Source organism: Natronococcus sp., from assembly GCF_047921035.1.
Taxonomy (GTDB): domain Archaea; phylum Halobacteriota; class Halobacteria; order Halobacteriales; family Natrialbaceae; genus Natronococcus.
Genome location: NZ_JBLRWX010000100.1, coordinates 1 through 11,298, shown reverse-complemented (window position 1 = coordinate 11,298; position 11,298 = coordinate 1). Strand labels below are relative to the sequence as shown.

Genomic DNA, 11,298 nt, shown 5'->3' with positions numbered 1-11,298 from the left:
CTCGTCGACGAACGAGCAGACGCGCTCCTTCGGGATCTTCCGGCCGTCGACGAGGATCCGCTCGCGCACGTCGTCGAGGTCCGGCGAGGTGTAGAGCCCGACGTCGAGACCGTCCTCGCGGAGCGCTTGCTCGAGCATCCGCGCCGTGCTTCCTTTGCCGTTCGAGCCCGCAATCTGGACGCAGTCGATCTCCTCGTGCGGTCGGCCGAGTTCCGAGAGTAGCGTCGCGGTCGTCTCCGTCCCGAGTTTCGGTCGCCGTCGTTGCAGCGACTCGAGGTAGTCGACCGCCTCGTGGTACTCCATACCAACCGTGGTGCCGGGCGCCACCATGAAAGTACTGACAGCGTCCCGCACGGTTATGGCCGCGCGCGCCGATACTCGTGACGATGACACCGGACGCGACGGGGAGCCGCGCCGCCGCGGAGCCCTACGTGACGGAGTTCGAGACGAGGGTACGGGCAGTCGACGGAACCGACGTCAGACTCGAGGAGACGTACTTCTACCCCGAGGGCGGCGGTCAGCCGGCCGACGGGGGGACCATCGGTGGCGCCGACGTGATCGACGTCCAGACTCGGGACGGCGAGGTCGTTCACGCGCTGGCGTCGGCCCCCGAGTTCGAGGCGGGCGAAACCGTCGAGGGCTCGATCGACGAGGACTTTCGCACGTACTGCATGCGCGCTCACACCGCCAGCCACCTGCTGTACGGCGCCGGCAGACGGCTGCTCGAGGACCACGGCTACGGCGGGTTCGACATCGGAACCGAGAAGTGTCGGATCGATTTCGAGACGAGCGAGCCCGAGGCGATCGACGCCCTCTCGCTCGAGCGCACCCTCGCCGAGGCGGTCTGGGACTCCCGTCCGGTGACCTGGCGAGAGATGGACATCGAGCGAGCCAGGGCGGACGACGAGATCGTCTTCAACCTCACCCCCGAGGCCGAGCGGGCCGACACCGTCCGGATCGTCGAGATCGAGGACTGGGATATCGCGGCCTGTGGCGGCACTCACGTCCGAAACACGATCGAGATCGGCCCCCTTGCGGTGCTCGATATCTCGAACCCCGGCGCGGACCTCGTTCGGGTCGAGTACGCGGTCGGCCCGGCCGCGATCCGAGCCAGAACCGACCGCACGCGGGCGACCGACCGGGCCGCGAGAGCCCTCGAGACCGGCGTTTCGGAGCTACCGGAACGAGCGAGCGCCGTCGCCGAGCGAAACGCCGAACTCGAGGCCGAGCTCGAGGCGCTCCGGGGACGGCTGCTCGAGAACCGGCTCGAGGCCCTCGGCGACGACGCGGTAGCGCGGGACGGCCAGAAGTGGGTCGTCGGCGAACTCGACGTCGGCGGAATCGGTCCGAACGACGCGTCCGAGCGGGCCCAGGAGAGCGTCGGACGGGTCGGCGACGTCGTCGTGCTGACGGGCGTCGACGGGAGCGCGTTCGTGGTGGCGGCGACGACGGGCGAGACGGACGCGAGCGGGATCGTCGAGGACGTTACCGCGGAGTTCGGCGGAGGCGGTGGCGGGGGCGAGACGCTCGCCCAGGGTGGCGGCCTCGACGCCGAGCCCGCCGCCGTCGTCGACTACCTCCGGCGAGAGCGCTGAACGAAGGGAACTCCGTCGGGCAGTCCTCGGTATCGCGCTCGACTGCTCGAGCGACCGGAAGAACACGTCCCGTCAGGTGGTAAACAGGTATTGTTTGGCGGGATTCGGGGACGGGAAACGCGCCACGAGCGCCGTCCCGATCCGTTCGAGCTTGCGGCTCTCGGCGTCGCGTACGTCGACGAAAATAGCCGCGAGAGAGCGTTACTCGACCGTCGCGATCGCCTCGACCTCGAGGGCTGCACCCTTCGGGACCTCGCCGACCTCGAGGGCGCTTCGGGCCGGGGGTTCCTCGTCGAAGAACTCGCTGTAGGCCTCGTTGAACTCGTCGAAATCGTCGATATCGTTCAGGAAGACGGTCATCTTGAGGACGTCCGCCATAGAGGCGTCCTCGGCCTCGAGGATGGCCTCGACGTTCTCGAGACACCGTCGGGTCTGGTCGCCGACGGACTCGTCGTCGAGGAGCTCTCCGTCGGCCGTCATCGGCAGCTGGCCGGCCGTAAAGAGGACGTCGCCGTTCGTCGTCGCCTGGCTGTACGCGCCGACCGCTTCCGGTGCGTCGTCAGTGTGGATCGTTCGTTTCACGCCCCGACATACTGGTCGGGGTCTCTTAAAATTCGGCTCCGGGCCCGCTCGCGCGTCGAGCCCGCCGGCGACCGGGTTCGGCTCGGAGCGGACGGTGTGGGAGATTCGTCGCGTCCAAAGCTACAAGCGGGGGCGCTGGCTCCATCCGGTATGGAACACGAGACCGTCTCCCATACGGTAGGCGAGCGCCCGCTCGCTCGGCTCCCGTCGGGAACGGACGTCTCGGTGACCGTCCACCGCTACGAGGGCGGGCCCGGGCCGACGGTGTACCTGCAGGCCGCACAGCACGGGATCGAACTGAACGGGACCGCGGCACTGCGCCGGCTCCACGAGCGGCTGCTCGAGGCCGAACTCGCGGGCACCGTGATCGCCGTCCCGGTCGCCAACACCCTCGCGTTCGATCACGACTCCTACGTGACCCCGCAGGCGGTCGACGCGGTCAACCCGAACTTCAACAGGGTGTGGCCGGGCGACGAGGACGGCACGCTCCAGGAGCGAACGGTCGCCAGCCTCTGGGGGCTGGTCGAGGCCGCCGACGTCGTCGTCGACCTCCACAGCGGTACCGCGGACATGCTCGAGCACGTCCGCTTCCAGAACGGCGAGCGCGAGTCTCGTCGGCTCGCGTCGGTGTTCGGCGCCGACTATCTCATGACCGACCCGACGTCGGATCGCTCGCTCGAGGAGTACACGGGAACGCTGCGGACGGCCGCGCGACTGTCCGGGACGACGGTGGTCGTCCCGGAGCTCTCGAACAGCCGGCAGGTCGACCTCGAGGCGGCTCGGCGGGGTGCCGACGGGATCGAGAACGTGCTGGGCGAACTCGGCATGCTCCGGGTGGAACCGCCCGACCCGCCCGCACAGACCGTGCTGTACGACGACGGGGGACGGGTCGGCGCCGATCGGTCGGGGCTCTTCGAGCCCGCTTCGGGGGTGGCGATCGGCGATCACGTAAGCGAGGGCAGCGAACTCGGGACGCTCTACTGTCCGGCGACGTTCGAGCGACGCCAGTCCGTGACCGCCACCGTCTCGGGCGTGATCTACTCGCTGACCCGCGAGTCGGCGGTCACCGCCGGCGAGAAGCTGGCCGGGATCGCCGAACCGTCCGATCCCGGCGAAGGCGCGTGACCCGCCCTGCAGCCCCCCCGGGGACCGTCGACGAACCGAACGGTCCGGTCGGCTATAGCAGCTATAAATATCTTTTGTAGAATGGGGGCCACGGGACACGACCACCATAGGGTCACTGTCGATCCCGTCCTCGGAGGGAGTGTATGACGTTCGATCGTTCACAGACGATAGGTCGAAGGCGCGTGATCCAGGTGCTCGGTGCGGGAGGGGTGGCCGCACTCGCCGGCTGCACGGGAGACGACGACGCTGACGACGAGATGGCTGAGGAGCCCGACGACGAGACCGAGGATGAGGTCGACGACGATGAGCCGGAGCCGGAAGAGGAAGAGCTGGCGAGCCTCGAGGAGACCCCCCAGGGAGAGCCGCTTTCGGAGGAGGACATCGGGGCGCTGGTCGCGGCGTTCGACGACGAGCCGATGAGCGACGAACAGCAGGAGGTCGAGGGCAGCGAACGCAACTACACGCCCCAGCACGTCTGGAAGTGGGTCGGCGACGAGAACCTGATCGGTCTCCATTTCGACGACCCCAATCCCGAGGAGGCGACGGCGCTGGATTACATCACGATCGGCCAGAAGGGGCTCTTTACCGAGGAGAGCCAGCCCGGCGAGGAGTTCACGCACTTCCATCAGCACACGGCCGACGGCTGGGAGGCCGGCCACGGCGGCCAGACCGGCGACGAGGGCTACTGGCTCACCCACATCGCCGTTCGGGAGATCCAGTACCCCTTCCACGACGAACCCATCGAGCCCCAGGTCGACTACGGGTTCATGCCGACCCCGCCCGAGGAGGGCAGCGAGGGCCACGACGTCGACTGGCAGGCCCCCGACGGCGGCGAGGGCGACCTCGCGGACGAGGATCGGGACGAACTCATCGAGATCTTCGACGACGAGTGGACCAACGAGGACCAACAGGAGGCCGACGGCCGGACGCCCGCCCACGTCTGGAAGTGGGTCACCGAGGACACGCTGGTGTTCCTCCACTGGGACGAACCGAACCCCGAGGAGGCCGAGAACCTGATCTACTTCGGAATCGGCGAGCGCGGCCAGTTCACCGGCGAGGACGTCCCCGCCGGCCAGGCGGACGACTTCACCCACTTCCACAAACACGAGGCCGACAGCTGGGAGGCCGGTCACGGCGGGCAAGACCCCGACCAACACGGAATGTGGCTCGTCCACCACGCGACCCGCGACCACGAGATGCCGTGGGGCGAGATCGAGGTCGGTATCGACCGCGAGTTCATGCCCACCCCCCTCGAGGAGTAACGATCGATGGACGACCGAACGCCGAGTCGTCGACGAGTACTGTTCGGCGCAGCGAGCGCCGCGGCCGTCGGGATCGGTTCCCTCTCCGGCTGCGTCGGTAACGAGGAGGAGACCGACGGTGACGACGATGCGGAAGCCGACGACGCGAATCTCGATGACGACGACGCGGACGCCGACGATGCGGACATCGTCGAGATCGAGACTCGCGAGGGCGAGGACGGCGAGCCCGACTTCGTCTTCGATCCCGCGATCACGGAACTCGAGTCCGGCACCACCGTTCGCTGGACCAACACGGACGGCGTCTTCCACACGGTGACGTCGACGGACTCACTCGAGGCCCGGACCGAGAGCGGCGAGTTCAACGAGGCGCTCTCCGCGGAGGGTGATACCTTCGAGTGGACCCCCGAGGAGGACGGCATCCAGCACTACTACTGCGAGCCCCACGCCGGCTTCATGATCGGCACGCTGGCCGTCGGCGACGTCGACGATGCGGAGCTCGAAGAAACGGAGGAGATCCACGAGAACCCCGAAGGGGCCGACGATGACGCGGACGACGACACCGAAGACGAGGACGCGGACGATCACGATGACGACGAGGAGTTCGTCGACATGACCGGCGAGGACGTCGTTCAGATCGAGACCCGCCAGGGCGAGGACGGCGAACCCGACTTCGTCTTCGACCCCGCGTTCGTCACGGTCGACGAGGGGACGACGATCGAGTGGGTCAACACCGACGGCGTCTTCCACACGGTGACGTCGACGGACGACATCGAGCGGCGAAGCGGCGGCGGCGACGAGTTCAACGCGACGATCTCGGGCGAAGGGGCGACCTTCGAGTGGGAGGCGGACGAGTCGGGCAGGCAGCCGTACTACTGCTCGCCACACGCCGGCTTCATGTACGGCGCGATCGAGATCGAGTGAGGAAGGGAACACACTTCCGCGCTCGGCCACTCCCCGCTGATGTGAGCGCCGACGCTTCCCCTCGCGTCGAGGTCTACCCCGGCCGCGAGGTCGTCGTCGAGTTCGACCCCGAGCTGACCTTCGAGTGCGTCGAGGACTGCACCTGGTGCTGTCAGCACGGCGTCTTGCTGTACGGCGACGACCTCCTCGAGCTCGCAAAGCGGGCGAACCTCTCCGAGACGACCACGGAGTTCCGCGGTGAGAAGTTCGTCACCCGCGAGGAGAAAGGGCGCGACGAGCACGTCGCCGACGACGGCTGTGCCTGTGCCTTCCTCCGGGAGGACGGCCTGTGCTCGCTCCATCTCGAGGAGGACTGGAAGCCGACCCGGTGTTCGGTCTTTCCGCTCGGCGTCTGGCGGGAGGACGGCGACCTCCACGTCGACATCCGAGACTCGGCCCACGACCACTGCGAGGGGCTGAACGTCAGCGACCGGGTCGTGATCGACAACCTCGACGCCTTCCTCCCCGAACTGCTGTGGGATCTCGAGAACCCCGATTCCGACAGGGAGCTGTGAAACGGCCCCCTGCTCGTATGAGATTGAAACCCACGACACTGCGTCTCGCCAATCATTTAAACGTGTGGGCAGCATAGATACGGTCGTGACAGAAAACTCCGGGCGACGGAACCTCCGTATGCCCAACAACGATGAAGTATTCGCCGTCGTGACCGAACACCTCGGGGGCAACCACGTTCAGCTCCAGTGTGCCGACGGCGAGGAACGGCTCGGCCGCATTCCGGGACGAATGAAGTACCGGACCTGGATCGAGCAAGACGACATCGTCGTCGCCGAACCCTGGGACTGGCAGGACGAGAAGGCCACTATCGAGTGGCGCTACACCAGCCAGGACGCCGATCAGCTTCGCCGCGAAGGTCACATCGACTGAATTTTCATCGCGGAGTTCCCGCCGTTCCCTAGCGACGTCGCCGTACCGTTCATCGTCTGGGCCTCAAGCGACAGCGACGCGCCGGCTTGCCTGTGCAACGCGAACGCTTGACCGGTTTGATGCTTCCCCTTCGAGTATGTATATTAGAGACGGAAGCGCGGAGGCGAAGTTCGACGAGCACAGCGAGGACGACGTCGAGTACGTCGGTTCGACCGCGGAGGGGACGCCGATGTTTTTCGACACGGCGAGTCGCTCCGTCTTCGAGGGCGAGTACGACGGCGAGGAGACGGTCGTCGACCGGCACGGGAGCGAGCGCGAACTCGAGGACCGGGCGAGCGTCGGCGAGGCCATCGAGACGCTGGGCGACGAACTTGGCTGGGAGTCGCTGTCGGAGTTCGGCCGGGAACACACCCGGGACGACGAGAACGGCGAGTAGCTACCGCGTCGCCCGCTTCCACTCCCGAAGACCGAGAACGGACCCGTCGAGGTCGTCGGCCGGTGCGTCGGTCGCGGCCCAGATGAACATCCCTGCGACGTCGGCGGGATCCCGACCGCCCCCGCCCGAGAGTCGGGTCGCGACCTGTCCCGGGTCGAGACAGCCCACGACGTAGTCGGTGTCGGCCGCGAATCCGCGCGCGACGGCCTCCGCCGTCGCCTTCGCGATCGCGTAGGAGCCGTACCCCGGCTTTCCCTCCCGTGCGACCGCACCCGTTGGCACGAGCACTCGTGCTTCCTCGTTGAGGTGCGGGAGCGCCTCCCGAATCGTCGCGAACACTCCCCGTCCGTTGGTCCGCCAGTGATCGTCGAACGCCGAGTACGACTCCCGGTCGGTCGGCGTCTCGCCGGGCTCGCCGTGGTAGACGCCGGCCGCGGCGACGACCGTATCGATCCCGCCGTTCGGGCCCGTCCGCGAGGTCGTCTCGACCAGCCGTTCGACGTCGAACTCGTCGCGAACGTCGGTGCGGACGCCCGCGGCCGTCGCCCCGCGCTCCTCGAGGTCGTCGACCGTCTCCGCGACCGCGTCACCGTCTCGAGCGCCGACCACGACGGTCGCGCCCTCGTTTGCGAACGCCTCGGCGACGGCCCGTCCGATTCCGCGCGTGCCGCCCGTCACGAGAGCTGTCAGCTCGTCCATGACTTGCGTAGGGAGGGTGGCTACAGGAATGCATCGACGGCCGCGCCGGGAGTCCGGAAATCCGCGCGGGGATGACGTACGTTTATCACCGCGCCAACGTTCAGGGAACGTATGCAATCGCTCGACGGAGAGTCGGTCGTCGTGATCGGCGCCGGCGTGGGCGGGCTCTCGACGGCCTGCTATCTGGCCGATGCGGGCGCGGACGTGCGGGTCATCGAGAAGAACGAGCAACTCGGTGGCCGGGCGAGCCGGCTCGAGCGCGACGGGTTCCGGTTCGACATGGGCCCTTCCTGGTACCTGATGCCCGACGTCTTCGAGCGCTTTTTCGATCACTTCGACCGAACGCCGACCGACTACTACGGACTGACCCACCTCGATCCGCACTACCGAATCTTCTTCAAAGACGGGGACGAGGTCGACGTCACGCCCGACCTCGAGCGCACGAAGCGGATCTTCGAGGAGTACGAGAACGGCGCCGGCGAGGCCCTCGAGGACTACCTCGAGAAATCGAAGGAGAACTACGAGGTCGGGATGGAACACTTCGTCTACGAGGATCGCACCAAACTCCGGGACTACCTCGACCTCGACGTCGCCAGACAGGCCCGGGGACTCTCGCTTCTGGGATCGATGCAGGGCCACGTCGAGGACTACTTCGATCACCCCAAGCTCCAGCAGATCATGCAGTACACGCTGGTCTTTCTGGGGGGGTCGCCGAAGAACACGCCCGCCCTCTACAATCTGATGAGCCACGTCGACTTCAACCTCGGCGTCTGGTACCCCGAGGACGGGCTCGGCGGCGTCATCGACGGGATCGCCGAACTCGGCCGGGAGCTGGGCGTCGAGTACGAGACGAACCGCCCCGCGACCGCGATCAAGGGCCGGGAGGGTGCCTTCCTCGTCGAGACGCCGGAGGGGCCGCTGCGGCCGGATCTGGTCGTCAGCAACGCCGACTACCCCCACACCGACCAGGAGCTGCTACCGGCCGAACGCCGGGGGTACGACGCCGACTACTGGGACTCGCGCACGTACGCCCCCTCCGCGTTCCTGCTGTACCTGGGCGTCGAGGGCGACGTCGACGAACTGGCCCACCACACCCTTGTCCTCCCGACGGACTGGGAGGAGCACTTCGATCAGATCTTCGAGGATCCAGCTTGGCCCGACGATCCGGCCTACTACTGCTGTGTCCCCTCCGAGACCGACGACGACGTCGCCCCCGACGGCCACAGCAACCTGTTCGTGCTCGTTCCGATCGCGCCGGGGCTCGAGGACACGCCCGAACAGCGCGAGCGCTACCGCGACCTGGTCCTCGACGACTTGGCCGACCACACCGGGACCGATCTCCGCGACCGGATCGTCCTCGAGGAGCGGTTCTGCATCGAGGACTTCGCGGACCGGTACAACAGCTACGACGGGACGGCCCTCGGATTAGCTCACACGCTCCGCCAGACCGCCCTCTTTCGCCCGCCCCACCGCGCCAAGCGGGTCGACGGCCTCTACGTGACCGGCGGGGACACGACGCCGGGGATCGGCGTCCCGATGTGTCTCATCAGCGGCGAACTGACCGCCGAGGCGGTGCTCGAGGACCACGGGTGAGCCGGATGGCAGCCGCCGAGCGAGGACCGTCCGATCGATGACCGACGACTCGAACTCCGCCGGCGCGGTCGACTCGAGCCGGGGCGTCGCGGGCGAGCTGTCGTACCTGCTCGTCCTCTCGCGGCCCCGGTTCTGGCTCTACCTGGCCGGTCCCGTGCTGGTCGGGGTCGCCTACGGCGCCTCGTCGGTCGGGGAGCTGCTCGAGCCCGCCGCGGTCGCGCTGTTCGTGTACTTCCTGGTGCCCGCGAACGTCTTCCTCTACGGCGTCAACGATATCTTCGACCGCGAGATCGACGCCGCGAACCCGAAGAAAGACGACCGCGAGGCGCGCTATCGAGGCCAGCGGACGGTCCCGCCCGCGGTCGCGCTGACCGGCGGGCTCGGGCTCGCGCTCTTCGCTCTCGTCCCGCGAGCGGCCTGGCCCTGGATCGCGGGGTTTCTCGTCCTCGGCGCGGCCTACAGCGCCCCGCCCCTGCGGTTCAAGACGACCCCGCTGCTGGACTCGGTCTCGAACGGACTCTACATCATGCCCGGCGCCGCGGCGTACGCCGCCGTCGCGGGCTCGCAACCGCCCGTCCTCGCCGTCGTCGGCGGCTGGCTGTGGGCGATGGCGATGCACACCTTCTCGGCGATCCCCGACATCGAGCCCGACCGGGAGACGGGGATCACGACGACGGCGACGGCCCTCGGCGAGAGTCGAACCTACGCCTACTGCGGCGCGTGCTGGCTCGCGAGCGCGGTCGCGTTCGCCGCGCTCGATCCCCGCCTCGGCGCGGCGATGGCCGTCTACCCCCTGCTGGTCGTCGCGATCGCGACCTCGAGCGTGGCCGTCGATCGGGCTTACTGGTGGTTCCCGGCGATCAACACGGTCGTCGGCGCAGCGCTGACGATGGGCGGACTCTGGGTGATCCTGTATGGATGAGCTAGCGACGGGCCGACCGACCGAGTGGACTCGAGCCGATCTTCAGCGACGACTGGAAGACGTCGTCCGCGAGAACCGGTTTACGATCGCGGTGGTGTTCCCGGCGATCGGTGCGCTCACGCTGATCGCCAGCGCCGAGGGACTGTTGCCCGAACCGCTCGCGTACAACCCCCTGTTGATCCTCTTCGGGACGGCGGTGATGCGCTCGCCGCTGGTCGTCGGCCTCCTCCCGCGGATCGGCTGGTGGGCCGCGGGCTGTCTCGGCGTCCTGACGGCGTACACCTACGCGATCGAGGTCGTCGGCGTGCGAACCGACTGGCCCTACGGCGCCTTCGAGTACACGATCCAGCTCGGGCCGATGCTGCTCGGCGAGGTGCCCCTGGCGCTGCCGCTGTTTTTCATCCCGCTTGTGCTCAACGCCTACCTGCTGACACTGCTGGTACTCGGCGGGCGGGCCGACAGCGCCCTCGTCCGGATCCCCGCGGCGATCGCCGCCGTCGTCGCGATCGATCTCGTGCTCGACCCCGCGGCCGTCGCGATCGGCTTCTGGGCGTTCGAATCGGGCGCCTACTACGGCGTCCCCGTCTCGAACTACGTCGGCTGGGTGATCTCGGGCACCGTCGCCGTCGTCCTCGTCGATCTCGCCTTCGACCGGGCGGCGCTGCTCGAGCGCGTTCGCTCCTGCGTGTTCATCCTCGACGACCTGGTCAGCTTCGTCCTGCTGTGGGGGACGATCAACCTGCTCTACGGCAACTGGATCGCCGCGGGGGTCGCCGGACTGTTCTGTCTGGGACTGTTCCGGACCGCCCGGTACGACCTCGAGATGGTGAAAACGGCGCTCCCGGGCGGGAGCTGATCGGATCGGCGCGAGAACGCGAGTCGATTTTCGGCGCGGGTCAGACGAGGAGGCCGCTGATCGCGGGCCCGAACTGGAGCAACAGGACGATCGCGAAGACCGTCAGGGCCAGCCAGACGGCCAGTCCGGTCGCGGCGAGGCGGGCATTTTCCTGGTCGAACTCGAGTGGGTCGTGTTGGACGCTCATACCCCATCGTTCGAGCCCGCGGACAACGAAATCACAGCCCCAATATCGGGGGCCTTTAAGATCTCGGCAGCTGGTGAGACGGGTTCGTTCTTCAAAGTAGGGCGTGGAACTCACGTTCAGCACAGACGACTCACTCACCGCTCGCTACGCTCGCGCTTCGATCGTCGTTCCGCAGAGAGACGCGCTGTCGCGCGTC

General features: G+C 67.8%; 13 protein-coding genes and 1 pseudogene. 10 read left to right on the top strand and 4 right to left on the bottom strand.

All coding sequences use genetic code 11. The annotated features are described in order from the left end of the window. Positions 1-303, bottom strand: a pseudogene (locus tag ACNA7R_RS16605) (dihydropteroate synthase); the annotation flags it as partial. 83 nt (positions 304-386) lie between these two features. Here ACNA7R_RS16605 and ACNA7R_RS16600 point away from each other — a divergent pair. Then, positions 387-1,595 carry an alanyl-tRNA editing protein gene (locus tag ACNA7R_RS16600; RefSeq protein WP_416284651.1) on the top strand — a complete coding sequence of 403 codons (1,209 nt, stop codon included), beginning with the start codon at positions 387-389 and terminating at the stop codon, positions 1,593-1,595. A 201-nt stretch (positions 1,596-1,796) separates the two neighbouring features. Here ACNA7R_RS16600 and ACNA7R_RS16595 read toward each other — a convergent pair whose 3' ends face one another. Then, on the bottom strand, positions 1,797-2,177 hold the full coding sequence (locus ACNA7R_RS16595) for a RidA family protein (protein ID WP_394739485.1): 381 nt from the start codon (positions 2,175-2,177) through the stop codon (positions 1,797-1,799). 150 nt (positions 2,178-2,327) lie between these two features. Here ACNA7R_RS16595 and ACNA7R_RS16590 point away from each other — a divergent pair, with 150 nt between their 5' ends. The 6 genes from ACNA7R_RS16590 (at position 2,328) to ACNA7R_RS16565 (ending at position 6,845) form a co-directional block, all read left to right on the top strand. After that, positions 2,328-3,302: a succinylglutamate desuccinylase/aspartoacylase family protein gene (locus ACNA7R_RS16590; RefSeq protein WP_416284650.1), complete on the top strand. Its 975-nt coding sequence runs from the start codon at positions 2,328-2,330 to the stop codon at positions 3,300-3,302. A gap of 182 nt (positions 3,303-3,484) precedes the next feature. Next, positions 3,485-4,564 (top strand): hypothetical protein, encoded by a 1,080-nt coding sequence (locus ACNA7R_RS16585; protein WP_416284649.1) that lies wholly within the window; start codon positions 3,485-3,487, stop codon positions 4,562-4,564. A 6-nt stretch (positions 4,565-4,570) separates the two neighbouring features. Further along, on the top strand, positions 4,571-5,485 hold the full coding sequence (locus tag ACNA7R_RS16580) for a cupredoxin domain-containing protein (protein ID WP_416284648.1): 915 nt from the start codon (positions 4,571-4,573) through the stop codon (positions 5,483-5,485). Between the two features lie 41 nt (positions 5,486-5,526). Next, positions 5,527-6,039, top strand: coding sequence for a hypothetical protein (locus ACNA7R_RS16575; protein WP_416284647.1), 513 nt, complete (start codon positions 5,527-5,529; stop codon positions 6,037-6,039). An 85-nt stretch (positions 6,040-6,124) separates the two neighbouring features. Further along, the gene (locus ACNA7R_RS16570; RefSeq protein ID WP_416284646.1) at positions 6,125-6,409 is read left to right on the top strand and encodes a translation initiation factor eIF-1A; all 285 of its coding nucleotides are present in this window, start codon (positions 6,125-6,127) and stop codon (positions 6,407-6,409) included. A 136-nt stretch (positions 6,410-6,545) separates the two neighbouring features. Continuing rightward, complete coding sequence (locus tag ACNA7R_RS16565) at positions 6,546-6,845, top strand: hypothetical protein (protein WP_416284645.1); 300 nt, start codon at positions 6,546-6,548, stop codon at positions 6,843-6,845. Here ACNA7R_RS16565 and ACNA7R_RS16560 read toward each other — a convergent pair whose 3' ends face one another. Beyond that, entirely contained in the window at positions 6,846-7,544 is a 699-nt protein-coding gene (locus ACNA7R_RS16560; protein WP_416284644.1) for an SDR family NAD(P)-dependent oxidoreductase, read from the bottom strand. A gap of 111 nt (positions 7,545-7,655) precedes the next feature. Here ACNA7R_RS16560 and ACNA7R_RS16555 point away from each other — a divergent pair, with 111 nt between their 5' ends. From ACNA7R_RS16555 to cruF, 3 genes are read left to right on the top strand one after another with little or no spacing between them, the layout of a single operon-like run. After that, positions 7,656-9,137, top strand: a complete 1,482-nt coding sequence (locus ACNA7R_RS16555) for a phytoene desaturase family protein (RefSeq protein WP_416284643.1) — start codon at positions 7,656-7,658, stop codon at positions 9,135-9,137. Between the two features lie 37 nt (positions 9,138-9,174). After that, a complete protein-coding gene (locus ACNA7R_RS16550) occupies positions 9,175-10,059 on the top strand; it encodes a prenyltransferase (protein ID WP_416284642.1) in 885 nt (294 codons plus the stop codon). Beyond that, on the top strand, positions 10,052-10,915 hold the full coding sequence (gene cruF, locus ACNA7R_RS16545; RefSeq protein ID WP_416284641.1) for a bisanhydrobacterioruberin hydratase: 864 nt from the start codon (positions 10,052-10,054) through the stop codon (positions 10,913-10,915). The genes ACNA7R_RS16550 and cruF overlap by 8 nt, the downstream gene beginning before the upstream one ends. A 40-nt stretch (positions 10,916-10,955) precedes the next feature. On the opposite strand, the gene ACNA7R_RS16540 is transcribed toward cruF, so the two are convergent. Next, a complete protein-coding gene (locus tag ACNA7R_RS16540; RefSeq protein ID WP_416284640.1) occupies positions 10,956-11,102 on the bottom strand; it encodes a hypothetical protein in 147 nt (48 codons plus the stop codon). Positions 11,103-11,298 lie beyond the last annotated feature (196 nt).